Origin of the sequence: Butyrivibrio sp., from assembly GCF_017635265.1 — a bacterium.
In the GTDB taxonomy this organism is placed as follows: Bacteria; Bacillota; Clostridia; order Lachnospirales; family Lachnospiraceae; genus Butyrivibrio.
Window position 1 is genome coordinate 1 of the sequence record NZ_JAGBLU010000038.1, and the last position, 25776, is coordinate 25776.

Sequence of the window (25776 nt, forward strand, 5' to 3'; positions counted from 1 at the left end):
AATAGGCCGCGAAGCGGCCGCAGATTTTGGAGGGTTTGTCAACCCCTATTTTTAAAATTTTATGGGAAATTGGGGGGATTTGGAAAAAAGAAAAAAAGAAAAAGCCCTTGGAATCTGGGCTAGAGATTCCGAGAGCCTATTAATCATTCGGGGGGGGTACACTATAAGGAGAAAATGCAGATGGATAGGGCACTTTGGGAGTTCTTCTTTGCTTGATTCTGACACAATATAAGGAGGTCATTACATGATTTTAGGTAAGAAGGTATTTAAGCATTTTGCAGCTATTATGTTGGCAGGAGCTGTTCTTGGGACTCCGGTGATTTCTTTTGCAGGAGCAGATGATACGTTTCAGTATCTGATCACAACCCAGGAAAGCGATGAGGAGTGGGACGGCACATCAGGAACAGTGAAAACAACTGATGACTTGGAGCAGGAAAAAAAAGACGAGGAGGCACATCTTGCAGAATATAATGAACGGAAGGCTGCGTGGGATGCGACAGAAGCTGCAAAGGTTATAGCGGCACAAGCGGAGGGTGAGACCTATATTCCTAGTGATTTTTACGAAGAATATATGTCATTATATAAAATCAATGGAGTTGCTGCCAATGATTCGAATGTTACAGTTCCATTAGGTGCTACAATAGTTGATGAAGAAAATGGTAGTTCATCTGCTTACATATTGCGAGAGGGTGTAACAACTCAAATTGATATATACAACATCACCCGAACCTTTTATACCGGAGCACCTTCCTCAGATTCAAGCTCTTCCTCCGAAAGCGCAGCTATCAACACCTCTGACTCATCAGATTCAAGTGATGATGATAACGATAATGATGAAAACAGAGCAGAAACAACCTTTGAAGAAAAGGCAGAGGCAAGAGCCAGGAGAATGGCTTTCTATACTGTAAATAAAAGTGCAGAAGCAGCGATTTTAGCGGCAGGAAGTGGAATGGCCGTAAACATAAATACAGGTAATTACTACAGCTTCCACAGGTCAGTATACGAAGCCCTCGCTCAAAGACCCGACGTCACACTTATCGTAGATTACAAATACAAGGGAAAAGCCTATGAACTCACCATCCCTGCCGGGGCAGTCACAACAGACGGAACAGTAACACCCGATACCTTATGTGGAGATACAGACTATGCAGGCTTTTTGTATGTAGGGACATTCTTTGAAAATAAGGAAAGATAAATAAAGATAGTTAAAGACAAAAAGAAGCAGGAGAGTGTAAATAGTACATTCTCCTGCTGTTTTTAAAATGTCACCACAATTCCGCCATCTCCTGCATAGGTGGTGGCAACACCTGCGGCGTCCACAATTATGGCATCCTTAAAAGGAACTTTCTTTAGTATCAGATCGCGCACGACACAGGCTCTTTCGTAGCAGTTTACATGGGTAATCATAAGGCGCTTTTCCTGTGAATTTTTTATTTCGGAAGCTACAATGTCAGTCATTTTGACAAGAGCCTTTCTTATACCGATGCCTTGGCTTTTCTGAAGGATTTCTCCCTTTGAGCCGATACATACAGGCTTAATATTCAGTGTGGTTGCCACAAGAGCCTTCATACCTGATAGACGACCGTTTTTTCTAAGGGTTTCAAGAGAATCAAGTACAAAATATGTAGCCATTTCGTCGCGGTATTTTTCTACTTCCTCAACTACTTTTTCAAAAGAAAGACCGGACTCTGCAAGCTCCATTGCCTTGAGGGCTATATTTGTTTCTCCGCAGCAGGCAGAAAGTGAATCAAATATATGTATGTTCTTTTCGCCTTTTTCTTCATGGTAAAGATCTTTGCCTAAAAGTGCGCTGTTGTAGCTGCCGCTGAGCTTGGATGAGAGTGTGACAACATAAACATCATCGGCCTGGCAATCATAAGCCTCCATGTAAAGTTCAGGTGAAGGGCATGCTGTTTTGGCACAGGACTTAGAAGCAGCAACCTTGGCTAAATAATCTGCCTGGTCAAAAGTATCGTCATCTACAATTACATTATCGTCAATCTGTAAAATAAGAGGAACTACCTCAAAGTTTGGATTTTTTCTATATTCAACCGGCAGGTCGCAACAACTATCCACTACAATTTTATAACTCATATAACCTCCAAAAAATGTTCATAATACAATATGTAGTTTTTATTACTACATAATGATGATACCACGTGCTGCCTTGCCAGTAAATAAACGGATTTAAAACTTGTTTTCTTTTGACAATCGATCACATATTTCTCTTGCCTGCTTAATGGCATTTATGTAGGTGAAAGAAATAGGAAAAGAATTACCGGTATCCATAGTCACTCTTTTAAATGATGTCCTGGAAATGTGGTTTATATTAATAAGTGTAGTATCGGTAATTGGGCATATTTGTGGAAAAATAGCACACTGATCATAAAAATTGTAAATATCATCCATTATGACCTGAATGCGGCCATCAGCCAAATATATGCTAAGCTCGGCACCCTTTTTTAGTACATAAACAATATCGTCGCCTTTGGCGTAGATTGTTCCATGTTGTCCCCGTAACTCCAAAGTCTGAATCGGATCACCCATGAAGCGTTTTATTTCATCCATAATAGCTGTGAGATCCGCTACTTTAATTGGTTTATCAAGGAAAAGAATATTTGGCTCATTCAGGCCTTCTTCACTTATTCTTTTTCTGTAGTCGATAGAAGAAGAGCAGAGAATTATAGGACTGGTTACGCCGTCTGCTATGAGCATTTTTGCCAGCTGACATCCATCAACATCTCCGCTTACCATATCGACAAATAAGCCGTGATACATCTGCGGATGCTGCATAAATGCATCTATGTTTCCAAAGGAATCTATATACAGCCTTTCTCCGATTTCTTTAAAAAATCTGTCTGATTGGCGACCAAGAAGCCTTTCTGTCTGCTTTCTGTCCGCAATGTTGTCGTCACATACTGCTATATGCATTTTTGCCTCCCCATACCCCGAAAAAATTAAATGAAATCTATCCCAATAGGACCTACAACTAACAATACCGCAATCAATACCTGAAGAATAAAAATAACAGGCATACCGATTTTAAATGAGAGATGCTTGGTTTTGTGTCTGAATAACTGCATACCAAGTATAGAACCAAGGCTTCCGCCTATTACAGCAACCGAAAAAAGGGTTGCCTCAGGAATACGAAAGGCGTTTTTACGCGCCTTTCGTTTATCTATTCCCATTAAGGCAAACCCTAATATGTTTACTAATATGATATAACAGATCAAAATGCTAAATGAGTTCATTAATTTTTATTTTTTTCGGCTTCCTGCATCTTCATGGCACGAACCTTTGAAGAAAGACCAAACAGGTTTATGAAGCCTTCTGCATCGTGATGATCATAGAGATCACCTGTCTTAAATGATGCAATGCTCTCATTGTAAAGTGAGTATGGCGAAGTTGTTCCTGCCTTTATGATATTGCCTTTATAAAGCTTAAAAGTAACCTCACCTGTAACATATTTCTGAGTGGATTCAATAAATGCCTGTTCAGCTTCACGAAGAGGAGTAAACCATTTCCCTTCATAAACTATATCAGCAAACTTGTTGCCCATATCTTTCTTCATTGTATAGGTATCGCGATCTAAAATCAACTCCTCAAGCTGTTGGTGTGCTTCATAAAGAATTGTTCCGCCAGGTGTCTCATATACGCCACGGGACTTCATTCCAACTACACGGTTCTCAACAATATCAACGATTCCGATACCGTTTTCTCCGCCAAGCTTGTTGAGAGTGCGGATGATGTCTGAAACCTTCATTTCTTTTCCGTTAACAGACTTTGGAACACCTGCTTCAAATGTCATTGTTACAGTTGTTGGTGTGTCGGGAGCCTCTTCAGGAGTTTTGCCGAGTACTAAGAGATGCTTGTAGTTTGGCTCTAAAGAAGGATCTTCGAGTTCAAGACCTTCGTGTGAAATGTGCCAGAGGTTTCTGTCACGGCTGTAGCTTGAATCTGCAGAGAATGGAAGATTGATGCCATGAGCTTTGCAGTATTCAATCTCAGATTCACGTGAATCCATTGTCCACTTATCATTTCTCCAGGCTGCGATGATCTTTATATCAGGAGCAAGAGCCTTTATTCCCAATTCAAAACGAATCTGGTCATTGCCCTTTCCTGTTGCTCCGTGGCAGATAGCTACAGCGCCTTCCTTTCTTGCTACTTCAACGAGCTTTTTAGCAATGAGAGGACGAGCCATTGATGTGCCAAGAAGGTACTTGTTCTCATAAACTGCGTGAGCCATTACACATGGAACTATGTACTCATCACAAAATTCATCAACAACATCTAATATATAGAGTTTGCTTGCTCCGCAACTTAAAGCTCTTTCATTCAGACCATCAAGTTCCTCTTCCTGACCGCAATCTATGCAGACGCATACAACTTCATAATCGAAGTTTTCCTTAAGCCAGGGTATGATAGCAGTAGTGTCCAAACCGCCTGAATATGCAAGAATAACCTTTTCTTTTGCCATTTTTTCTCTCCTCGTCTTTCTTTTATGTTTTCACGAATTTGTTTTATCATAATATAAACCCTTTATGCACAAAATGCAACCAAAAATGTATAAATATTTAAAAATAATTAAAAATATGCATAAATATTTATATTTTCTGTTGCATATTTTTTTTATAGGTCGTATACTGAAAAAAGTTTATAGGAGGTTTCAAGAAGATGATAAAAGTAGGAATCATTGGTGCAACCGGATATGCAGGCGCAGAAATTGTGAGATTACTGCAGGGACATCCTGAAGCAGAAGTTGTTTGGTATGGGTCCAGAAGCTACATAGATGAGAAGTACAGTAGTATATATGGAAACCTTTTTAAATTGGTAGATGCAAAATGCATGGACGACAACATGGATAAGCTTTCAGATGAGGTGGATGTTATTTTCACAGCAACTCCTCAGGGGCTTTGTGCATCACTGATCAATGAAACTATATTAAATAAGGTGAAGGTAATAGATCTGTCAGCTGATTTCAGGTTAAAAGATGTATCTATATATGAGAAATGGTACAAGATAGAACATAAAGCTCCTGAATATATAAATGAAGCTGTATATGGTCTGTGCGAAATAAATCGGGATAAGATAAAAAATGCAAGGATAATTGCAAATCCGGGATGCTATACGACCTGTTCGATCCTTACAGCATATCCTCTTATTAAAGAAGGACTTATTGATCCGGATTCTCTGATAATTGATGCCTTAAGTGGAGTTTCTGGAGCTGGAAGGGGCGCTAAGGTTGCAAATCTCTACTGTGAAGCCAATGAGAGCTGCAAGCCATATGGAGTTGCTACTCACAGACATACTCCTGAGATAGAAGAGCAGTTGGGATACGCTGCGGGAAAAGAGCTTGTGTTAAACTTCACACCTCACCTTGTTCCTATGAACAGAGGAATACTTGCAACAGAGTACGCATCTCTTATAAAGAAGGACGGCAAGCTTCCAAGCGCTATGGATATTAGAGCTGCATATGAAAAGTATTATAAAGATGAGTATTTTATAAGACTTCTTGAGGATGGCGTTTATCCTGAAACAAGATGGGTAGAATGCAGTAATTTTGTAGATATTGGATTTAAGATCGATGAGCGCACCGGAAGAATAATCATGATGGGGGCCATCGACAACCTTGTAAAGGGTGCTGCAGGGCAGGCAGTTCAGAATATGAATATTGCCTTTGGTCTTAAAGAAAGTATGGGACTTGAGATTGTTCCCTGCTTCCCATAATAAATAAAAAGAAAAGCTGGTGAAACTATGGTTCGTACAATGACGATTGATGATTACGATGAAGTATACGCGCTCTGGATGTCGATACATGGTTTTGGTATCCGTTCAATTGACGATACTAAAGAAGGCGTAGAGATGTTTTTAAAAAGAAATCCCACCACAAGCGCAGTTGATGTGGAGGATGGAAAGATAGTCGGTGCTATTTTATGTGGACATGATGGAAGAAGGGCCTGTCTTTATCATGTATGCGTAAGTGAAGAGTACAGAATGCATGGAATCGGCAAAAAGATGGTTGAATTTTGCTGTGAGCAGCTAAAAAAAGAAAAGATCAATAAGGTCTGCCTGAATGCTTTTGTTACAAATACAGTCGGCAATAAGTTCTGGCAGAAAATGGGATGGACATTCAGAACTGATCTCAATTATTACGATTTTGCTTTAAATGAAGGTAATCTGACTATATTTAATAAATGAGCTGGTTACCGTTAGCGACCGTATTTTGGTCGGTTACGGTATCCGCATCCGAGCAGATATAGTCAGATAATAAAATATCGTTATTAGAGGTGGAGCAGATATATGAAAGAGATAACAGGTGGTATTACAGCAGCAAAAGGATTTAAGGCGGCAAGCTGCGAAGCAGGTATCAAGTATAAAGACAGGACTGATATGGCACTTATATATTCCACAGAGCCCTGTGTGTGTGCAGGAACCTTTACTTCCAATGTAGTAAAGGCTGCATGTGTCCAGTGGGATAAAAAAATAGTTGAATCCGGTAGTACAATGCAGGCAGTTGTGATCAATTCAGGAATTGCCAATGCATGTACGGGAAAAGAGGGATTTGACGCATGCGAGGCAGTGGCAAAGGCAGTGGAAAAGAGCCTTGGAGTTGCTTATTTGTCAGTTGGCGTCGCATCTACCGGTGTAATTGGAATGCAGCTTCCTGTAGATAAGATGACACTTGGCGTATCTAAGATGAGTGAAAGCCTTGATGACAGTATTGAAGCAGGGACAGCAGCTTCAAAGGCCATTATGACAACTGATACGGTTAACAAAGAGATTGCCGTAACCTTTGATATTGATGGAAAAGAGATCACTCTTGGAGGCATGAGCAAGGGCTCAGGAATGATCCATCCTAATATGTGCACCATGCTTGCTTTTTTATCTACCGATCTTAAGATTGAGAAATCTCTGCTTCAGGAAGCGGTAAAAGACGTAGTAGCAGACTCTTTTAATATGATAACAGTTGATGGTGATACCTCAACCAACGATACTCTCTTGTGTATGGCAAATGGTCTTGCAGGAAATGACTGCATTAGCGAGAAAAACGATAATTATAAAAAGTTTAAAGAAGCTCTTTCCTACGTTTGCACATTTCTTGCCAAGAAGATGGCTTCCGATGGCGAGGGAGCAACAAAGCTTTTTGAAGCAAAAGTTGTAAATGCAAAAAGTAAAGCAGACGCAAGAACTCTTTCGAGAGCAATTGTTGGATCAAATCTTTCAAAAGCAGCTATCTACGGCTGCGACGCCAATTTCGGAAGATTTCTTTGTGCCATGGGATATTCCGGCGCTATCTTTGATCAGAACGATGTGGAACTTTTCTTTGAAAGCGCAAATGGCAAGATAGAAGTTTTCCATATGGGAACACCTCTTGATTTTGATGAGGCTAAGGCACTTGAAATAATGAAGGCAGATGCTGTAACAGTACTTGTGGACATGCATGAGGGCGATGAGTCGGCGACAGCATGGGGATGTGATCTTACATATGACTATGTGAAGATTAATGCTGATTACAGGTCATGATTGGAAGAGGAGGTCTATTATGGATAAGGATATGGAAAGTGTGTTAAAAAAAGCAGAGGTTCTGGTTGAGGCTCTTCCGTACATTCAGAAATTCAACAAAAAGGTTATTGTGGTTAAATATGGCGGAAGTGCCATGAGTAACGAAGAACTTCAAAAAAGTGTAATAACGGACGTTACTCTTTTGAAACTTGTAGGACTTAAACCAATAATTGTTCATGGTGGCGGAAAAGCTATCAGCTCATGGGTCTCAAAGGTCGGAAAAGAGGCAGAGTTTGTAAACGGGCTTAGGGTAACAGATGCTGAGACTATGGAAATTGCAGAAATGGTCCTCGGAAGGGTTAATAAGCAGCTTGTTACAATGGTTCAGGAGCTTGGGGTAAAAGCTGTAGGAATCAGCGGAAAAGATTCAGGCCTTTTGCATGTTAAAAAGAAGTTTTCAGACGGTAAAGATATAGGATACGTTGGGGAAATTGATAAGGTGGATCCAAAGGTGTTGTTTGACCTTATTGATAATGACTATCTTCCTGTGATAGCGCCTGTAGGATTTGATGATAATTTTGATACATATAATATCAATGCAGATGATGCGGCTTGTGCAATAGCCAAGGCTGTTGGTGCAGATAAGCTGGCTTTTTTGACGGATATTGAAGGCGTTTATAAGGATATAAATGATCCATCTTCCTTCCTTTCAAAGCTTACATGTTCAGAAGCACAAGAGCTTATTGACAGCGGAAATATAGGTGGTGGAATGCTTCCCAAGCTTGGAAATTGTATTGACGCCATAAAAGAAGGTGTTAACAGTGTCCATATTCTGGATGGAAGAATAGCACATTGTCTGCTTTTGGAAATCTTTACCAACAAGGGTGTTGGAACCATGTTTACAGCAGATGACGAAAACGAAGCAGTATAAACAGTACATTTACAGAGGAGAATTATTGTCATGAGCGAGATGATGGAGACTTATATCAAGGAAGCGGAAAATGCTCTTTTGCACACATACAACAGATACCAGATTGTTCTTGATAAAGGAGACGGAGTTTATTTATATGATATAGACGGAAAAGAGTATCTGGATTTTGTTGCCGGTATTGCGGTGTTTGCCCTTGGATATAATAACAAGGAATATAATGATGCACTTAAAGCACAGATAGATAAAGTACTTCATACATCCAACTACTATTATAATGTTCCGGCCATCGAAGCTGCCAAAAAGATTAAAGAAGTCTCAGGTATGGACAGAGTCTTTTTTACCAACAGCGGTGCCGAGGCTATAGAGGGGGCTCTTAAAGCAGCCAGAAAATACGCCTTCCTTAAAGACGGGAAGACTGACCATGAAATAATTGCGATGAATCATTCCTTCCACGGAAGAACTTTCGGAGCTCTTTCGGTTACAGGCAATCCTCATTACAGAGAAGCCTTTGGACCAATGATAGGAAATATCAGATTTGCAGATTTAAATGATTTTGAAAGTGTTCTTTCTCAGGTTAATGAAAAAACATGTGCTATCATAATGGAAACAGTGCAGGGTGAAGGCGGAATTTTTCCTGCAGAAAAGGAGTTTCTTGAACAGATCAGAAAGCTCTGTGATGAAAGAGATATTCTTCTTATTTTGGACGAGATACAATGCGGAATGGGGCGCTGCGGTGCTATGTTTGCCTGGCAGAAATACGGCGTAAAGCCGGATATAATGACAACAGCAAAGGCTCTTGGCTGCGGAGTTCCTGTAGGAGCATTTCTTTTAAATGAAAAAGTGGCTGCAAATTCCCTTGTTGCCGGAGATCATGGCACTACATACGGAGGCAATCCTTTGGCGTGTGCGGCAATTAACAAAGTTCTTGATTTATTTAAGCAGGACAATATAATAGAGAATGTGAATGAGGTGGCACCTTATTTAGAGGAACGCTTAAACGAGCTTGTAGAGCGTTATGACTTCATTTTATTCAGAAGAGGAATGGGACTGATGCAGGGACTTGTTTTTGACAGGCCGGTCGCAGAGGTCATTAACAAGGCACTTGACAAGGGACTTATTTTGATCAATGCAGGCTCTGATATAATCCGCTTTGTACCTCCTCTTGTTATAACCAGGAAGAATGTGGATGACATGATCAGTATACTTGATTCGTGTCTAGGGAGTTTATGAGACTGAGAATTAAAATTTTTTCTATCCTTTTAGTATTATGCATGTTATCAGGGACGATTCTTTATGCGCAGTCTAAACAGAGCGCTTTTGAGGATCGTTCCCTCTTTTCGTTAAATAAGACCACAGTTAGAATATGGTATACGGATGATGCCCTTACTCCTTATCTACAGAACAAGGCAGTAGCCTTTTCAGAGTCAAGGAACAGGATACGTATTGAGCCGGTTCTGGTGTCAGGTCTTGAATATCTCGAAGCAATTAACAAAGCTTCTCTTGAAGAAGACAATTATCCCGACCTGTATATAATAACAAATGATTCGCTTGAAAAGGCTTATCTTGCTGGACTTGCGCTTGAAATAGACAATGGGGTTGACTTTCTTGATGAGGAAACTTTCCCTGCCTCAGCCATCAATTCAGTAACTTACAATGACAGACTGGTTGCTTATCCTTTTTACTATGAGACCAGTTCTCTTATATATAACAAGACTTATCTTGAAAATATGATAGCTGACGAGGAGCTTGACATAGAAGTAGAAGACCTTATTCCTCATACAATTGCTGATATTCTGAAATTCGCTCAAAGTTACAATGCTCCCGATCAGGTTGAAGCTGTATTCAAGTGGGATGTAACTGATATTTTTTACAATTATTTCTTTGTGGGAAATTACATGAATGTAGGCGGTAAGGCCGGAGATGATGTTAGTCTTATCGATATTTATAACTCAGACACCATCAGCTGTATGAAGATATATCAGCAGCTTAATCAGTTTTTTGCCATTGATGCCAAGGAAATTGATTACGACAGCGTGGTACAGGACTTTATTGACGGAAAAATAGTATTTACAGTAGCTACGACTGATGTTCTTTCCAAGATTGAGGCTGCAAAAGCGGCAGGTGAATGCGACTATGAGTTTGCGGTAGCTGATATTCCCGATATCACTCAGAATTATAAAACAAGAACAATGTCTGTAACTGATTGTATTGTAGTTAACGGTTACAGCGAGCATATTTCTGAAGCTAATTCTTTTGCCCGGTATCTTCTTAATGATAACTCCGGTGATATCTATAGCTTAAGCGGTAAAATGGCTGCTCATTTTGGAGTAAACTACGGAAACAGCAATCTGGATACTTTTACTGATGTATATGCGGATTCTGTTCCGATGCCCAAAACTATTGAGACAAGTAATCTATGGATGGAGCTTGAAATAGCATTTACCAGGATTTGGAACGGAGAAGATTGTAATACAACACTCAAAAATGTTTCTGAGAGTATTATGACGCAGGTTACGGGAGAGGCTTTTGAAGAAGAGACTATTCCTGATCCTACAGATTTGGATATTACGGATGGGCTTACGGAAGACAGTGATTAATTGTTACTGCCAGGTTTACGACCTGCAATGATTATTTTTCTATTTCCGGCTTGCGTAAATTTTTTTTATCGACTAGAATAAGAAAGCATGGCGGGGTTCCTCTTTGGAGGAAAACATGCGTAAGATATTATTTCTTTTTTGTTGTCTGATGGGAGTTTTTCTGGCAGGGTGTACCAATGTCGGATCTGATTCAGATATTGTTCTAAATGATACTTTGGATGTTGAGGGGTCTAAAGGTATTTCTGATGAGAATTGTAGCACGGGGTATGACATCACAACCGCTTTGCCCGAGCAGGAAAATGTTGTGGTGTATGTTTGTGGTGCAGTTGTATGTCCGGGTGTTTATGAACTACCTCCCTCTTCGCGAGTGGGTGATGCGGTAGATGCGGCTGGTGGTTTTGCTGAAGGCGCAGATGAAACTTTTGTAAATCTGGCTGCCAAAGCTGAAGATGGCACCAAACTCATGATTCCAACAAAAGATGAAGTTATGAATGGCATTGCAGATGAGTTTAGTGGCGCTGCAGCCGGCTCTTCGGGTAATGGCCTGGTCAATATTAATACTGCCACAAAGGAGGAACTTAAGACTATTCCGGGGATTGGGGAGAAAGTTGCTGGAAAGATCGTGGATTTCCGAACACAAAATGGTAAGTTTACTTGTATTGAAGATATTATGAAAGTGTCGGGAATTAAGGATAAGCTCTTTTCCAAGATTAAGGAATTTATTACAGTTTAATAGTTTTAGAAAGCGGAGAAGTAATGAGTAAAAAAGCACTTGTAGTAGACGATGAAAAAGCAATAGTTAAAGGAATTAAGTTTAGTCTGGAGCAGGATGACATAGTTTGTGACTGTGCATATGATGGACAGACTGCTCTTGATATGGCTAAGGCAGGTGACTATGACATTATTTTACTTGATGTGATGCTTCCGGGACTTAATGGTTTTGAGGTTTGTCAGCAGATTCGTGAGTTTTCCAATGTTCCTATCATTATGCTTACAGCTAAAGGTGATGATATGGATAAGATTCTCGGACTGGAATATGGCGCAGATGATTATATGACCAAGCCTTTTAATATTTTGGAGGTCAAGGCCAGAATCAAAGCGATTATACGAAGAACCAGCAGAACAACAACTACTGAGAGAACGCTTTCTTTCGGAGAGCTGAAGCTTAATGAGGCTTATAGAAGAGTGTTTGTAAAAGATAGGGAAATAAATGTTACCAGCAGGGAATATGAACTGCTGGAACTGCTCGCATCCAACGCCGGCAGGGTTTATTCCAGAGAAGAGCTTTTGCATACGATATGGGGGACAGATTATCCGGGTGATGAAAGGACAGTTGATGTTCACATCAGAAGACTTCGTGAAAAGCTTGAGAGTAACCCTAGTGAGCCAAGATATGTAAGAACCAAATGGGGCAGTGGCTATTATTTCCAAGGATAAAATAAAAAGTATAATATGAACCTTTTTGTATCAAAAATAAGAGATTTAGCTATTCAGCTAAAAATAAGAAATATATTCAAAAGTCTAAGAGTACGATTTTTCATAGTTGTTTCTGTTACGGGACTCCTTTCCTGTCTGGTTATGCATGCCCTGATTTTGCAAAGCTATGAAGATCGTGCTGTCAACGTTAAATCAACGGAAGTTCAGACTCAGCTAAGGATATTGGCCAATCACCTGATAACATATAATTATTTGCAGGATACCTCTTCGGAGCTTATCAACGCAGAAATTGATATGTTGGCAAATCTTTATGACGGTCGTGTTATGGTCATAAATGATGATTTGAAAGTTGTAAAAGATACCTACAACATTAGTCAGGGAAAGACAATTATTTCCGAAGAAGTTGTCAATTGTCTAAAGACCGGATCAAAGGGCGCTATATCAAAATATGACAGTGCAAATGGATATATTGAAATGATAACCCCCATTGTTACGTCGGAAGTAATCGAGGAGGGCGACATCTCAATGGGGAGGAATTCCAATGAAGTTGTCAGGGGAGTTCTTTTGACAAGCGTTTCGACGGAGACTATTGATAATACACTTGATATTCTAAGTCAGAGAGCTACAACTTTAGAAACTCTTATTGTACTTATCATTCTTGTTTTTGCAGCATTGGTTTCATATGCACTTCTTAAGCCATTTGACAGGATTACATCTGCTATAAATGATGTTAAAGAGGGATATACCGATAAACCGGTTGTTGGTCCGAATTATCTGGAAACCGAGCAGATCATAAATGCCTTTAATGCTCTTTTGAGACGAATGAAGGTACTTGATGACTCAAGACAGGAATTTGTTTCCAATGTGTCACATGAACTTAAAACTCCTATCACATCAATCAAGGTTCTGGCTGATTCACTGCTGTCTCAGGAAGATGTACCTAATGAAGTGTACAGAGAGTTTATGACAGACATTGGTGAAGAAATAGACAGAGAGGATAAGATTATCAATGACCTTCTGGCTCTTGTTAAGATGGATAAAAAAGCTTCCGGACTTACAATCACTTCTGTAGATGTTGTTAGTCTTACCGAAGTGGTACTTAAGAGAATGAGACCGATTGCCAGAAAGCATAACATTGACCTTACACTTGAAAGTAACAGAGCGATTACAGCCGAAATTGATGAGGTTAAAATATCACTTGTGATCATGAACCTTGTTGAGAATGCCATTAAGTATAACAAGGAAAATGGTACTGTCAAAGTTGAACTTGATGCGGATCATCAGTACTTCTCCATAAAAGTTATTGATACCGGAATAGGTATTCCGCAGGATAGTCTTGATCATATATATGAGAGGTTTTACAGAGTCGATAAGTCAAGATCACGTGAAATAGGTGGTACAGGGCTAGGTCTTTCTATTGCGAGAAATGCAGTGCTTATGCACAGAGGATCAATAGATGTTCAGAGCACCTTGGGAGAAGGTACGATTTTTACGGTCAGAATTCCACTTATCAGTATAGGTACAAAATGATTAGAATTATTAAAAAAGTGTTATTGTTGAAAAATAGAATAATTCCGGTTTTATCGGTTTTACTGCTAATTGCTGCATTAGTGGGATGCGAAAAGAAATCTCAGGCTGATTCCGGTGCATTTAAGGTTTACTATGTAAATACTTCAGAAACCGGGATTATCTCAGAAAACTATGCTCTTGAGTCTGATTTATCGGATAGCAGAGCGGTAATAGATGAACTTTTACAGGTTCTTGCAACTATTCCCGACAGACTTCAGTATGAAGCTCCGATTGCCGGCGACATAAAGCTGCTGAATTATACGCTTAAGGATAAGCTGTTGACGCTTAACTTTGATGGCAAGTACAGTGAGCTTGGAAGGACGATAGAGATACTTGACAGAGCAGCTATCGTAAGGACATTTTCTCAGCTTGAAGATGTTGATTACGTTACTTTTCAGGTAGAAGGGGCACCGCTTACAGACCATTATGGAAATGTTATCGGTAATATGTCTGCAGATACTTTTATCTATAATGTCGGTAAAGAAATCAGTACATATGAAAAAATAGAGTTAAAGCTGTATTTTGCCAATGAAACCGGAGATAAGCTTATTCCTGTATACAGGTCAGTTGTTTATAACAGTAATATTTCAATGGAAAGGCTTGCGGTTGAACAGATAATAAGCGGACCAAATACGGACATTGCTTTTCCTACAATCAACAAGGATACCAAGGTTAAAAGTGTGAATATTAAAGACGGGGTATGCTATGTTGATTTTGATCAGACTATTTTAAATCAGACGCAAAATGTTTCGGCTGAAGTTGCACTTTACTCCATAGTAAACACTATTACCGAGTTTTCGGATGTAAATAAAGTAGTACTTTCGGTAGAGGGAGAGACTGCTTTTACATTTATGGATTTCGTAATTTCAGGTTCTTACGAGAGAAATCTTGATATTATTGAATAATAAGAGGAAATTATATTATGAAGAGGCCGCTGTGTGTGTTAGCACTTTTTATGGCGGCGATTGTCTATATTTATCTGGAGTTTTTTTATTCTGAAATCATAGTATATGAGCCCGAAGAGAGTCCTAAGGAAGTTACTTCTGTTTTTGGAGTAGTGGTCCAAAAGGAACAAAAACAGAACTCTTTGGGCGAAGTATACACAGTTCTTTACCTTGTTCCCGGAAAGAAATTAAAAGGAAATTTTAAGTATATCGAATGTTATTTATCTGCTGACTCATATGAGCCATCTATAGGTGAAACTATTCTTATTGCGGGGAAAACTGTTACTTTTTCAGCCCCCGGAAATCCCGGTGAATTTGACTCTCGCTGCTATTATTCCACATTGAAAATTGCATATAGGTTAAAAAATGCTTCTGTCAAAAAAGCAGACGGAAAAACAGATTATTTCAAAGAGGGCTTATATGACATAAAGTTTATTTTTGAAAAAAATCTTGATAAATGCATGCCTGAAGAAGACGCATCGATTATGAAAGCAATGCTTCTTGGGGATAAGTCCTTTATGGATGAAGAAATAAAGGATCTGTATAAAGACTCCGGAATCATGCATATTCTCGCGGTGAGTGGGCTTCATATCTCTATAATTGGTATGGGGATTTATCGCTTGCTCAAAAAGGTAAGATTACCTGAAGTATTTATTGTGGCTGTTTGTATTGTTATTATGTTTAGCTATGGCGCAATGTGTGGCATGAACACATCTGCATTTAGAGCTATCATGATGTTTACTTTAAGACTTATGGCTCCGGTGTTTGGAAGAACTTATGATATTTATACCGGGCTTTCTTTTGCTTTTATTCTTCTTTTGCCAGATCAGCCATTATATTTGTATAACAGCGGATTTTTGTTTTCTTTTGGAGCAATAGTTGGGATCACACTGCTTAAACCGAGCTTAAGGCCATTTTTTCTTAACTGCCGGAACTATGATATGAAGTTTGCAGATGAAAAGAAAGATAAAAATCTGTTAAGTGATGTGCTAAGGAAAAGTCTGGATTCCGTAATTACCTGTATTTCAATAATGATTATTACTCTTCCTGTGTATGCGTCATTTTACTATACTTATCCCCTTGGATCCATTATATTGAATCTTCTTGTATTACCACTCATGGGAGTTCTTATGAGTGCAGGTGTTATCTGCATGTCCATGGGAACTGTTGGTATTATAGGGAAAAGCCTGGGGGCTTTTGTACACATTATTTTACTTTTTTATAAGCTGTCATGCGATGTTACAAAGTTTTCCGGGAGACTTACATGGTACATGGGGCATTCTTCGAAAATTCAGGTCTTTATATATGCAATCATGATTGCTGCTTTCATATCGGGGACTTATTATATTGGAGTATATATATCCGGTAAAAGAATTTCCCAAAACAAACTATTAAAGCTGGATGTTTTAAAATATCTTTTTATTGTTATTGCTGTGTTTGTTCTTACTTTCAGGATTTTGCCTGAACTTGAAATTAATATGATTGATGTGGGGCAGGGAGATGGCATCTTAATATCTTCAGGAAGAAACAATATTCTTATTGATGGCGGAAGCACCAGTAAGAAAAAGGTCGGAAAATATCAGATGATACCTTTTTTTAAATATAAAGGGGTTGGGACTTTAGATGTAGTAGTTCTTACTCATGAAGATACGGATCATATTAGCGGAATACTTGATATATTGGATGATATGGAAGATGGTGGCATCTTTATAAAAAAGATGATACTTCCTGAAGTTGATCGCAGTTGCCGCGGGGATAACTACCGAAGATTGCAGGATAGGGCAGGGGAGCTTGGAATTCCCGTTTTTTATATAAATTCCGGTGAGTCATTCAGGGTTGGAGAAATAGAATTTTTTTGCCTTAATCCTGATTTGAATATGATTGTTGACGGAGCCAACGCGTATTCTACAGTTCTTTTTATGAAATATAATGATTTCAAAGCTCTTTTTACCGGGGATGTAGAAAAAAACGGACAGGAAAACATAAAAGAAATAATGAAGCAAAGACCTGAGATCTTTGACAATCTGACACTTCTTAAAGTTGCGCACCATGGTTCAATGTACACAACTGACATGGATTTTTTGAATATGATAAATCCTAAGATAGCTCTTATAAGCTGTGGCCTTGAAAACTCCTATGGACACCCGCATAAAGAGCTGTTAGAAAGACTTGATATAATTGGTGCGAAAACCTATAGAACAGATATATGCGGCGAAATCGGGGTGGAGCTTCATAAGGGCAGAATTTCGGTGCATAAATTCAGATGATCGGTGTGTTATGGCTTTTTTCAATAGCTTCTGATAGAATAAACTTCGGAGTGTGATTTTATGGCAACAAAGACTACAGACTTTCCTGTTAAGCAGAGGCAACTTAATGATGATATAAAAAACGGAACCTTTAAACAGTGTTATCTGATTTACGGGGATGAAGCTTATTTGAGACTTCAAAACAGAGACAAGCTTGTAAAGGCCCTTGGTGGTGATTCATCTTCCATGAATTTCACCAGGTACGAAGGTGATCAGATAAATCCTGCTGAAGTTATAGATATGGCCGAAACGATGCCATTTTTGTCCGATAAGAGGGTGATTCTTATTGAAAACAGCGGCTTTTTTAAAAACGGCTGTCCGCTCCTTGCAGATTATTTAAAGTCAAAAATTGAGACTACTTACTTTATTTTTATAGAAAAAGAAGTAGATAAGAGAAAAGATATTTTTAAGGCTGTCAGTAAGATAGGTCTTGAAATGAACTGCGACACGCAGGATGAAGATACTTTAAAAAGATGGATAGCAGGTAAGCTTTCGGCTGAAGGAAAAAAAATAACTTCAAGAGCTGCGACATTCTTTTTGGAGAGAGTCGGCACAGATATGTCCAATATCAGTACAGAGATTGAAAAACTTGTGTGCTATTGTATGGACAGAGAGGAAGTAACTGAAGAAGATATAAATGCTGTATGTGCAGGGTGGCTTACCAGCAGAATATTTGCCATGACGGATGCCATAGCTTCTCAGGAACAAAAAAAGGCCATTGATCTGTATTATGACCTTTTGGCATTAAAAGAGCCGCCTGCCAAGATACTTGCACTTATAACCAGACAGTTTAATATTATGCTTCAGGTCAAGGAAATGAGTTCCAACCATAAGGATAGAGCACAGATAGCTTCCGGAGCGGGTATAGCTCCGTTTTTGGTTGGCAAATATGAAAACTGGGCAAGGGGCTATACTTTTGAGCAGCTGCGTGATGCGTTGGAACTGTGTGCATCCAATGACGAAGCTGTAAAAACAGGTAAACTTGACTATGTAATTAGTGTTGAAATGGTGATCATAGGAACGACCAGAAAGTGAAAATTTGAAAAAACAGGGTTTTCGGGTTATACTATACAACATATTGGCTGGATACAATACTGATAGGACTATATTTAGATAATTGCTTTATGCATTTTATTGTATCGGCATCCGGGTGGTGCAGCCAGACAATAAAGTTTGTGTTGTCGGAGGAAAGAGAGAATGGATAGACAAAGACCTGTGCCTTATGAGTTATTCAGGCATTTTAAGGGGAATATGTATCAGATTGTTTCTATAGCAATCCATTCTGAAACAAGGGAAGAGATGGTTGTCTATCAGGCTCTTTATGGTGATTATAAAGTATATGTAAGGCCGCTTGATATGTTTATGTCTGAGGTTGATCATGATAAATATCCTAATGTAAAGCAGAAGTACCGCTTTGAGAGAGTAAAAAAAGACTCAGAAAGTACAGAAGATAAAGTAGTAAGTTCTGAAAAGGTTGAAACTTCCGGTTTTTCAGATAAAAAGAATGAAGTAGTCCGAACTGAAGCAAAAGCTGAAAAGGAAACTACTAAAAGAGATGAAATCCGAAAACAGTTCAGGAGCGAACCATATAAGAGATCTGAAGTTATGGATAAATCTATAGATTCCGAGGCAGAAGAGTTGAATCTTAATCCTCTTGTAATAGAGTTTATGGATGCAGATCTTGCAGTTGATAAAAATGACATTTTAACCAAACTTCGTCCCGTGATAACAAATGATATGATTGACATCATGGCGATGTCACTTGGCGTAGTTGTTAAAGAGGGAGATGTTTATGACAGGTACAATGATCTTCGAACCTGTCTTACGACAATTGAAAAATTTGAGAGTACCAGATTAAGGAGTTAATAAAAATGAAATTACTTTCTGTTGCAATTCCGTGCTACAATTCTGAAAACTATATGGACAAATGTATAGAATCCCTTCTTGTAGGCGGCGAAGATGTAGAAATTCTCATAGTAGATGACGGTTCTAAGGATAGAACAGCAGAGATTGCTGATGAATATGCCAAAAAGTATCCTACAATCTGTAAGGCTATTCACAAACCAAACGGTGGGCATGGCAGTGCCGTTAACGCAGGTCTGCAGGCTGCTACAGGTCTTTTCTTCAAGGTAGTTGATTCAGATGACTGGGTAAAGGAAATTGCATATAGGAAAATTCTTTCTACTTTGGAGGAACTGGCAGGAGGAGACAGACAGCTTGATCTTCTGATTAGTAACTTTGTCTATAACAAAGTCGGTGAAAAACGTCATAAAGTAATGCGCTATAATACAATGTTCCCTATTGAAGAGCTTTTTACATGGAAAGACATAAAGAGAACTCCCAAGGGACATTACCTTTTAATGCATTCTGTAATCTTTAGAACAAAACTATTGAAGGATTGTGGATTAAAGCTTCCGGAGCACACTTTTTATGTGGATAACATCTATGTGTTCAATCCGCTTCCTTTTGTTAAGACAATGTATTATCTTGACATCAATTTCTATTATTACTATATTGGCAGAGAGGATCAGTCTGTAAATCAGAAGATAATGCTTTCGCGTATCGATCAGCAGCTTCGTGTGAATAAGCTAATGATAGATTATTACGTAGAAAACTATGGAATGATCCGTTCTCAAAGAGAAAGACATAAATATATGTTCAATTATCTTGAGATTGTTACAGCTATTTCATCTGTTCTTCTTATAACCGAAGATACTAAAGAGAATCTGGCCAAGAGAAAAGAACTGCTTGAATATATCAAAGAAAAGAACTTCTGGCTGTATTTAAAGATCAGGTACAGCATTGAGGGAACATATATTTATCTTCCGGGAAAAGGTGGGAGAAAGATTACTCTGGCAGGGTACAGACTTTTGCAGAAAATATTCCATTTCAATTAATTTGATGAGCTTTTTATCGCCGGGAAACAAACAGTAGTATGACTTAACAGATTCTTTATAATTTGTTCGGCTTGTAATACAGAAATAAAGTGATACAATAATACGGTGTCGAAGGTTTTTTCTATTTTGAGGAGTTTATGAAAACATGAAAGAAAAGTTCGAAAAGTGGGTAGGAAGGCCGCTGAACAGGGATTATTGGCGCGATATGCTGAAGCTTTCAACGCCGATTTTAGTTTATGGGCCGATATATCTGCTGTGGTTTATCTGCATTGAGAAGCATAGATTTTCCCATTATGCGGTTATCCATACTGCAATAGATGATGTAATTCCTTTTGTTGAAGCTTTTGTTATTCCGTATTATATGTGGTTTTTGTATGTGTCACTTACGCTTTTGTTCTTCATGTTTTCTTACGAAGTAGAGGACTACTACAAAAATTTTGCTTTTTTAGCAACCGGAATGACCATATTTCTTATTATTTCAACTTTGTTTCCGAATATGCATCAGCTCAGACCTGCTGTTATGCCAAGGGATAATGTTTTTACACATTTAGTGGCTATTATATACAGGAGTGATACATCTGCCAATTTATGGCCGAGTATTCATGTATATAATTCAATCGGATCTATGATAGCAATCCATCGCAGCAGACGCTTTAATAAGACAGGGAAAACAGTCAGTGATATCATTGGTGTTTCGATAATCCTTTCTACTTTGTTTATCAAGCAGCATTCTATGTATGATGTTATAACTGCTTTTATTATGGCTATTATTTTTTATCTTGTTGTGTATCATACTTCCATATTGGAAGCCTTTTGTAAAAGACGAGAAGAAGAACTGGCCGTCAGATATAATTAAAATTTGACCTCAATTTCCAAAAATGTGTTGGTAATTGAGGTCTTTTTTAAATAATGTGTTGGGAGGCAAAAAATGATTTTTACTGATGAAAATGGGGCATTAGTGGCAAAAAGGCAAGGGGAAACGCTTAAGATTGAAGGATGGGGAAAAGATGCTTTTAGAGTAAGAAGCACAATGTATCCGGATTTCACAGGTAATGACTGGGCATTGGAGAAAAAAGAGACAAAGTCAGTGGTTGTCATTTCTGAAAGAGATGGTTGTCCCTTTGCGTCAATCACAAATGGTCGTATTAAGGCAACAGTAAATTTTGCCGGTGTGATCACCTTTTATAGAGATGATTCCATGATTCTTAGGGAGTACTTTAGATTTTATGGTGGAACAGAGTCCAAAGAGTCCAGGTGCCTAAAATATGCAAATCGTGATTACAGACCAATTGTTGGCGGCGATTATCATCTTGCAATTAAGTTTGAAAGCAATGACAATGAAAAAATATTTGGTATGGGACAGTACCAGCATCCTTATACCAATTTAAAGGGATGTATCCTTAATTTGGAACAGAGAAATTCTCAGGTTTCTGTGCCGTTTGAAGTTTCAAGTCTTGGCTACGGTTTTTTGTGGAATAATCCGGCTGTGGGAAGAGCAACTTTCGGGATGAACTATACTGAATGGGTTGCTGAAGCTACAAAGGAAATGGATTATTGGATAACTGTTTCTGATACTCCTAAGGGCCTTATTGAAAATTACACCTCGGTGACCGGAAGAAGTCCGCAAATGCCCGAAGACCTTATGGGGCTTTGGCAGTGTAAGCTTCGCTACCGCACACAGAAGGAAGTCCTAGAGGTTGCTCATAAGTGTAAAGATGAGGGTGTTCCTATAGATTGCATAGTTATCGACTTTTTCCATTGGACAGTGCAGGGGGATTGGAAATTTGACAAGACCTACTGGCCTGATCCTAAGGCTATGATCGATGAACTTCATAGTATGGGAATAAAGGTTGTGGTTTCGGTATGGCCTACTGTAGATAAGAGAAGTGAGCATTTTTATGAAATGCAGGAGAGAGGTCTGTTTGTAAGAAATGAACGCGGCGGATTACAAAACTATGACTATCAGGGAGACTGCAGTGTTTTGGATGCAACAAATCCTGAAACCAGAGAGTATGTTTGGCAGGTTTGTAAAAAGAATTACTATGACCTTGGAATAGATATGTTCTGGCTTGATAATTCGGAACCGGATCTTGTTAAATATGATTTTGACAACTTGAGGTATTATCTGGGTCAGGGACTTGAGGTCAGCAATATTTATCCTCAGTATTATAGCAGGCTCTTTTATGAAAACATGAGAAAAGAGCAGGATAAACCTGTGGTAAATCTTTTGAGGTCAGCCTGGGCAGGAAGCCAAAAATATGGAAACGTAGTATGGTCCGGGGATGTTCCGAGCACATTTGAATCTCTGAAAGATCAGATTGCTGCAGGACTTAATATGGGGCTTTGCGGAATATCATGGTGGACCACAGATATTGGCGGCTTTATGACTGATGATGCAAGTGATCCTGATTTTAAACAGCTTTTGGTAAGGTGGTTTGAATTTGCAGTTTTCTCCCCTGTCCTTCGAATGCATGGCGACAGAGGACCATACGATACAGAGCCTCTTGATAACAGAGACTTTGGTGGTGGGTATATGCATACAGGGTATCCTAATGAATTGTGGAGCTATGGACAGGAAGTATATGAAATCCTGAAAAAACAGCTTCGCCTTCGTCTTGAACTTAAGCCTTATATCAGGGAATTATATGAAGAAACAAGTAAAAACGGTTCGCCTCTTTTGAGGACTCTTTTTTATGAATTTCCAGAAGATGCAAAGTGCTGGGATACATATGACGAGTACATGTTTGGCTCCAGATATCTGGTGGCACCTGTAACGAATCTTAATCAATATGAAAGAGAAGTATATCTTCCGGAAGGTAAGTGGCGTGATATCCGCGATGATGTAGTTTATGATGGTGGTCAGGTGATAACTTCGAAAGCACCTATCGATTCAATCCCTGTGTTCTGCAAACTTTAATTTTCTGAAATCTATATAAAAACTTCCAATATGTGGTTATATGCCAGATATTGGAAGTTTTTTTATATAGATTTTTTATGGGTTATATGTTATGATATGCCATGTGTTTTGCTTTAACACATTAAATTGCAAAAATGTTTAGGAGGAGCGAAAAATGTATTCACTGGAAGAAGTCAGAAAAGTTGACCCGGAGATTGCATCACTCATTGAAAAAGAGGTTGCAAGACAGAATGATCACATTGAACTTATTGCGTCAGAAAACTGGACAAGCAAAGCTGTTATGGCAGCTATGGGTAGCCCGTTAACTAATAAATATGCTGAGGGACTTCCCGGAAAAAGATATTATGGTGGATGTTTTGTGGTAGATGAAGTAGAAAAGCTTGCAATTGAGAGAGCAAAAGAGCTTTTTGGGTGTGACTACGCAAATGTTCAGCCACATTCAGGTGCTCAGGCAAACCTTGCTGTTCAGTTTGCACTTTTACAGCCCGGTGACACTATCATGGGAATGAACCTGAATCAGGGCGGACATCTCACACATGGTAGCCCGGCAAATATTTCCGGTACATATTTTAATGTTGTTCCTTATGGAGTTGATGAAAACGGCTTCCTTGATTATGACCAGATGTACAAGCTCGCTGTAGAACATAAACCTAAACTTATTATAGCCGGAGCATCAGCATATTGCAGAACAATTGATTTTAAAAAGTTCAGAGAGGCTGCTGATGCATGTGGAGCAATTCTTATGGTTGATATGGCACATATTGCAGGTCTTGTTGCGGCAGGTGTTCATCCAAGTCCATTCCCATATGCAGATGTTGTAACCACAACAACTCACAAGACACTTCGTGGACCAAGAGGCGGACTTATTCTCTGGAATCAGTCAGCTCAGGATAAGTTTAAGATCAACAAGGCTGTATTCCCTGGAATTCAGGGTGGCCCGCTTGAGCACGTTATTGCAGCTAAGGCAGTATGTTTTAAAGAAGCTCTTTCTCCTGAATTTAAGAAATATGCAACAGATGTAGTAGAAAACTGCAAGGCTCTTTGTGATGGACTTATGCAGAGAGGAATCAAGATTGTTTCAGGTGGAACAGACAATCATCTTATGCTTGTTGACCTGACAAACTTTGGGCTTACAGGAAAAGAAGTTGAGACATGGCTTGATGATGCACATATAACAGCCAATAAAAATACCATTCCTAACGAGCAGCAGTCTCCATTCGTAACAAGTGGTATTCGTTTAGGAACAGCCGCAGTTACTACAAGGGGAATGAACAAAGAGGATATGGATAAGATTGCTGAGGCTATCGCCATTGTTATTAAGAATAAGGGCGAAAAGAATGATGAAGCCAGAGCTATCATCAAGAGCCTTACTGACAAATATCCACTTGACTGATGTTATAATGATGCATGAAGGGGATGGATTATGGAATAGATAAAGATAAAACGTTCAAATATCTATTCCTTAATCCATCCCCCTTCATGCTGTTCTATAAAAAAACTATATTTACAGAGATAGAAGAATTCTTATAAAGTCTGCCCGGTGATTATGGGAATTTAACACATAAGCTGCAGCTTTTCTTTCAGACATTCAAGAGTTATGTTATCTGATTTTACAGACACTTCTCCGTCGGTGTGTACCCACATGGGGAGCATGGTTTTTATAGTTACTTTCCCGGCAACATGATGTCCTATGCCTTTTATCCAATAGTAATTACCAAAGAAAGAGAAGGGGAGTGCAAATATCATTCGTAGTTTGGGCATATCACCGGCGTAGACAAGATCAAATTTTCCGTCACTTAAGTCTGCCTTTGGAGCAAAGTTAAAGCCTCCGCCTTCATAATGATGAATCATAGCGGCAATGAATATGAAATGTTTCAAATGAACTGTCTGACCGTTATCCAGCTCAATATCACAGGGAATTCTGTCAGCTTTAAGGAGCTGTCTTATAGCTATTAGACCATATGTAAGTTTCCCAAGTCCTATTTTGTTAAGAAAATTTTTTGTTCCTGATGATAATGCTTCTTCGCAAACTGCGGCATCAAATCCAATCCCACAGCTTACATCGAATATTCTTGTATTAGAAACTTCTGTTTCATGTAAACGTGACAAAGGCTTTGTCATGGTGTTAAAGGTGAGTTTTCCAAGGTCAAGTTTTCTGACTGTTTTGCCTTGTAAAACAGTATCAAGCAGAGTATCAGTGTCTTTGGGATATGAAAGGTCTCTGGCGAAATCATTGGAAGAGCCGATTGGAATATAACCTACCAGTGTTTTGTTAAAGTCCGCTATTCCGTTTATGACCTCATTTAATGTGCCATCTCCACCAAGAACAACAAGCTTTACAGGCGCATTACCTGCTGTACTTTTATCAGATTCAGATGAACTGTGTTTATTGTTATTTGAAGTTATTATATTCGCAATACTGGTTCCGTCCCCCGGTCCTTTAGTTAAATATGTCGTGTATTCGATACCTTTATTGAGGAACTTTTGTTCAAGCTTTTCCCATATCTCTTTTCCTTTGCCAGAACGGGCAGATGGATTAACTATGCAGTAATACATATCGGTCTCCTTGTTTAAAGATGATATATGTATTCTACTACAATTAGGCTATAACCACACCATCTTCATATTCTATAGGTCTGCAGAGGAATGCTGATATAATCTTGATAAATAAATTG

The 25776-nt window shown here is 38.9% G+C and carries 24 protein-coding genes; 19 read left to right on the forward strand and 5 right to left on the reverse strand.

The features are described 5' to 3' along the window. The first annotated feature begins 61 nt into the window (after positions 1-61). Positions 62-232, forward strand: a complete 171-nt coding sequence (locus tag J6O61_RS05265; RefSeq protein ID WP_292210469.1) for a hypothetical protein — start codon at positions 62-64, stop codon at positions 230-232. A 12-nt stretch (positions 233-244) separates the two neighbouring features. Continuing rightward, a complete protein-coding gene (locus tag J6O61_RS05270; protein ID WP_292210471.1) occupies positions 245-1195 on the forward strand; it encodes a hypothetical protein in 951 nt (316 codons plus the stop codon). 62 nt (positions 1196-1257) lie between these two features. Here J6O61_RS05270 and J6O61_RS05275 read toward each other — a convergent pair whose 3' ends face one another. The 4 genes from J6O61_RS05275 to J6O61_RS05290 all read right to left on the reverse strand — a co-directional run bounded on the left by J6O61_RS05275 (position 1258) and on the right by J6O61_RS05290 (position 4477). Then, positions 1258-2094, reverse strand: a complete 837-nt coding sequence (locus tag J6O61_RS05275; protein WP_292210474.1) for a DegV family protein — start codon at positions 2092-2094, stop codon at positions 1258-1260. Positions 2095-2187: 93 nt separating this feature from the next. After that, the gene (locus J6O61_RS05280; RefSeq protein WP_292210476.1) at positions 2188-2931 is read right to left on the reverse strand and encodes a hypothetical protein; all 744 of its coding nucleotides are present in this window, start codon (positions 2929-2931) and stop codon (positions 2188-2190) included. Positions 2932-2957: 26 nt separating this feature from the next. Then, a complete protein-coding gene (locus tag J6O61_RS05285; protein WP_292210479.1) occupies positions 2958-3251 on the reverse strand; it encodes a DUF1294 domain-containing protein in 294 nt (97 codons plus the stop codon). After that, positions 3251-4477, reverse strand: a complete 1227-nt coding sequence (locus J6O61_RS05290) for an argininosuccinate synthase (protein ID WP_292210481.1) — start codon at positions 4475-4477, stop codon at positions 3251-3253. Before J6O61_RS05290 ends, J6O61_RS05285 begins: the two co-directional genes overlap by 1 nt. Positions 4478-4674: 197 nt before the next feature. Here J6O61_RS05290 and argC point away from each other — a divergent pair, with 197 nt between their 5' ends. The 17 genes from argC to glyA all read left to right on the forward strand — a co-directional run bounded on the left by argC (position 4675) and on the right by glyA (position 24494). Then, a complete protein-coding gene (argC, locus tag J6O61_RS05295) occupies positions 4675-5727 on the forward strand; it encodes an N-acetyl-gamma-glutamyl-phosphate reductase (RefSeq protein WP_292210483.1) in 1053 nt (350 codons plus the stop codon). A gap of 27 nt (positions 5728-5754) precedes the next feature. After that, positions 5755-6198: a GNAT family N-acetyltransferase gene (locus J6O61_RS05300; RefSeq protein WP_292210486.1), complete on the forward strand. Its 444-nt coding sequence runs from the start codon at positions 5755-5757 to the stop codon at positions 6196-6198. Positions 6199-6300: 102 nt separating this feature from the next. Then, the gene (gene argJ, locus J6O61_RS05305; protein WP_292210488.1) at positions 6301-7524 is read left to right on the forward strand and encodes a bifunctional ornithine acetyltransferase/N-acetylglutamate synthase; all 1224 of its coding nucleotides are present in this window, start codon (positions 6301-6303) and stop codon (positions 7522-7524) included. Between the two features lie 19 nt (positions 7525-7543). Then, a complete protein-coding gene (gene argB, locus J6O61_RS05310) occupies positions 7544-8434 on the forward strand; it encodes an acetylglutamate kinase (RefSeq protein WP_292210490.1) in 891 nt (296 codons plus the stop codon). A 30-nt stretch (positions 8435-8464) separates the two neighbouring features. Further along, positions 8465-9664 carry an aspartate aminotransferase family protein gene (locus J6O61_RS05315; RefSeq protein ID WP_292210491.1) on the forward strand — a complete coding sequence of 400 codons (1200 nt, stop codon included), beginning with the start codon at positions 8465-8467 and terminating at the stop codon, positions 9662-9664. Next, the gene (locus J6O61_RS05320) at positions 9661-11031 is read left to right on the forward strand and encodes a sugar ABC transporter substrate-binding protein (RefSeq protein WP_292210493.1); all 1371 of its coding nucleotides are present in this window, start codon (positions 9661-9663) and stop codon (positions 11029-11031) included. Before J6O61_RS05315 ends, J6O61_RS05320 begins: the two co-directional genes overlap by 4 nt. A 115-nt stretch (positions 11032-11146) precedes the next feature. Next, entirely contained in the window at positions 11147-11764 is a 618-nt protein-coding gene (locus J6O61_RS05325) for a ComEA family DNA-binding protein (RefSeq protein ID WP_292210494.1), read from the forward strand. Positions 11765-11787: 23 nt separating this feature from the next. Continuing rightward, complete coding sequence (locus tag J6O61_RS05330) at positions 11788-12468, forward strand: response regulator transcription factor (protein ID WP_292210495.1); 681 nt, start codon at positions 11788-11790, stop codon at positions 12466-12468. A gap of 15 nt (positions 12469-12483) precedes the next feature. Continuing rightward, positions 12484-13998, forward strand: a complete 1515-nt coding sequence (locus J6O61_RS05335; RefSeq protein ID WP_292210496.1) for a sensor histidine kinase — start codon at positions 12484-12486, stop codon at positions 13996-13998. After that, positions 13995-14942: a GerMN domain-containing protein gene (locus J6O61_RS05340; protein ID WP_292210498.1), complete on the forward strand. Its 948-nt coding sequence runs from the start codon at positions 13995-13997 to the stop codon at positions 14940-14942. Before J6O61_RS05335 ends, J6O61_RS05340 begins: the two co-directional genes overlap by 4 nt. A 35-nt stretch (positions 14943-14977) precedes the next feature. After that, entirely contained in the window at positions 14978-17248 is a 2271-nt protein-coding gene (locus tag J6O61_RS05345; RefSeq protein ID WP_292210500.1) for a DNA internalization-related competence protein ComEC/Rec2, read from the forward strand. A gap of 60 nt (positions 17249-17308) precedes the next feature. Further along, positions 17309-18322, forward strand: a complete 1014-nt coding sequence (gene holA / locus J6O61_RS05350) for a DNA polymerase III subunit delta (protein WP_292210502.1) — start codon at positions 17309-17311, stop codon at positions 18320-18322. A gap of 162 nt (positions 18323-18484) precedes the next feature. After that, positions 18485-19153, forward strand: coding sequence for a DUF1653 domain-containing protein (locus tag J6O61_RS05355; RefSeq protein WP_292210504.1), 669 nt, complete (start codon positions 18485-18487; stop codon positions 19151-19153). 5 nt (positions 19154-19158) lie between these two features. Next, positions 19159-20184 (forward strand): glycosyltransferase family 2 protein, encoded by a 1026-nt coding sequence (locus J6O61_RS05360; RefSeq protein ID WP_292210507.1) that lies wholly within the window; start codon positions 19159-19161, stop codon positions 20182-20184. A gap of 145 nt (positions 20185-20329) precedes the next feature. After that, complete coding sequence (locus tag J6O61_RS05365) at positions 20330-21040, forward strand: serine/threonine protein phosphatase (RefSeq protein WP_292210510.1); 711 nt, start codon at positions 20330-20332, stop codon at positions 21038-21040. Positions 21041-21112: 72 nt separating this feature from the next. Beyond that, on the forward strand, positions 21113-23101 hold the full coding sequence (locus J6O61_RS05370; protein WP_292210512.1) for a glycoside hydrolase family 31 protein: 1989 nt from the start codon (positions 21113-21115) through the stop codon (positions 23099-23101). A 154-nt stretch (positions 23102-23255) separates the two neighbouring features. Continuing rightward, positions 23256-24494 (forward strand): serine hydroxymethyltransferase, encoded by a 1239-nt coding sequence (glyA, locus tag J6O61_RS05375; protein WP_292210513.1) that lies wholly within the window; start codon positions 23256-23258, stop codon positions 24492-24494. A gap of 161 nt (positions 24495-24655) precedes the next feature. Here glyA and J6O61_RS05380 read toward each other — a convergent pair whose 3' ends face one another. Continuing rightward, positions 24656-25657 carry a diacylglycerol/lipid kinase family protein gene (locus J6O61_RS05380; RefSeq protein WP_292210515.1) on the reverse strand — a complete coding sequence of 334 codons (1002 nt, stop codon included), beginning with the start codon at positions 25655-25657 and terminating at the stop codon, positions 24656-24658. Positions 25658-25776: the final 119 nt, after the last annotated feature.

What these genes read in the sequence shown, in the direction of transcription:
- J6O61_RS05320 (WP_292210493.1), top strand. Translation starts at nt 9,661, where the DNA reads ATGAGACTGAGAATTAAAATTTTTTCTATCCTTTTAGTATTATGCATG.
- J6O61_RS05280 (WP_292210476.1), bottom strand. Translation starts at nt 2,931, where the DNA reads ATGCATATAGCAGTATGTGACGACAACATTGCGGACAGAAAGCAGACA.
- J6O61_RS05275 (WP_292210474.1), bottom strand. Translation starts at nt 2,094, where the DNA reads ATGAGTTATAAAATTGTAGTGGATAGTTGTTGCGACCTGCCGGTTGAA.
- J6O61_RS05380 (WP_292210515.1), bottom strand. Translation starts at nt 25,657, where the DNA reads ATGTATTACTGCATAGTTAATCCATCTGCCCGTTCTGGCAAAGGAAAA.
- J6O61_RS05315 (WP_292210491.1), top strand. Translation starts at nt 8,465, where the DNA reads ATGAGCGAGATGATGGAGACTTATATCAAGGAAGCGGAAAATGCTCTT.
- argC (WP_292210483.1), top strand. Translation starts at nt 4,675, where the DNA reads ATGATAAAAGTAGGAATCATTGGTGCAACCGGATATGCAGGCGCAGAA.
- J6O61_RS05290 (WP_292210481.1), bottom strand. Translation starts at nt 4,477, where the DNA reads ATGGCAAAAGAAAAGGTTATTCTTGCATATTCAGGCGGTTTGGACACT.
- J6O61_RS05335 (WP_292210496.1), top strand. Translation starts at nt 12,484, where the DNA reads ATGAACCTTTTTGTATCAAAAATAAGAGATTTAGCTATTCAGCTAAAA.
- glyA (WP_292210513.1), top strand. Translation starts at nt 23,256, where the DNA reads ATGTATTCACTGGAAGAAGTCAGAAAAGTTGACCCGGAGATTGCATCA.
- J6O61_RS05265 (WP_292210469.1), top strand. Translation starts at nt 62, where the DNA reads ATGGGAAATTGGGGGGATTTGGAAAAAAGAAAAAAAGAAAAAGCCCTT.
- argJ (WP_292210488.1), top strand. Translation starts at nt 6,301, where the DNA reads ATGAAAGAGATAACAGGTGGTATTACAGCAGCAAAAGGATTTAAGGCG.
- argB (WP_292210490.1), top strand. Translation starts at nt 7,544, where the DNA reads ATGGATAAGGATATGGAAAGTGTGTTAAAAAAAGCAGAGGTTCTGGTT.
- J6O61_RS05285 (WP_292210479.1), bottom strand. Translation starts at nt 3,251, where the DNA reads ATGAACTCATTTAGCATTTTGATCTGTTATATCATATTAGTAAACATA.
- J6O61_RS05325 (WP_292210494.1), top strand. Translation starts at nt 11,147, where the DNA reads ATGCGTAAGATATTATTTCTTTTTTGTTGTCTGATGGGAGTTTTTCTG.
- J6O61_RS05300 (WP_292210486.1), top strand. Translation starts at nt 5,755, where the DNA reads ATGGTTCGTACAATGACGATTGATGATTACGATGAAGTATACGCGCTC.
- J6O61_RS05360 (WP_292210507.1), top strand. Translation starts at nt 19,159, where the DNA reads ATGAAATTACTTTCTGTTGCAATTCCGTGCTACAATTCTGAAAACTAT.
- J6O61_RS05355 (WP_292210504.1), top strand. Translation starts at nt 18,485, where the DNA reads ATGGATAGACAAAGACCTGTGCCTTATGAGTTATTCAGGCATTTTAAG.
- J6O61_RS05340 (WP_292210498.1), top strand. Translation starts at nt 13,995, where the DNA reads ATGATTAGAATTATTAAAAAAGTGTTATTGTTGAAAAATAGAATAATT.
- J6O61_RS05370 (WP_292210512.1), top strand. Translation starts at nt 21,113, where the DNA reads ATGATTTTTACTGATGAAAATGGGGCATTAGTGGCAAAAAGGCAAGGG.
- holA (WP_292210502.1), top strand. Translation starts at nt 17,309, where the DNA reads ATGGCAACAAAGACTACAGACTTTCCTGTTAAGCAGAGGCAACTTAAT.
- J6O61_RS05365 (WP_292210510.1), top strand. Translation starts at nt 20,330, where the DNA reads ATGAAAGAAAAGTTCGAAAAGTGGGTAGGAAGGCCGCTGAACAGGGAT.
- J6O61_RS05270 (WP_292210471.1), top strand. Translation starts at nt 245, where the DNA reads ATGATTTTAGGTAAGAAGGTATTTAAGCATTTTGCAGCTATTATGTTG.
- J6O61_RS05330 (WP_292210495.1), top strand. Translation starts at nt 11,788, where the DNA reads ATGAGTAAAAAAGCACTTGTAGTAGACGATGAAAAAGCAATAGTTAAA.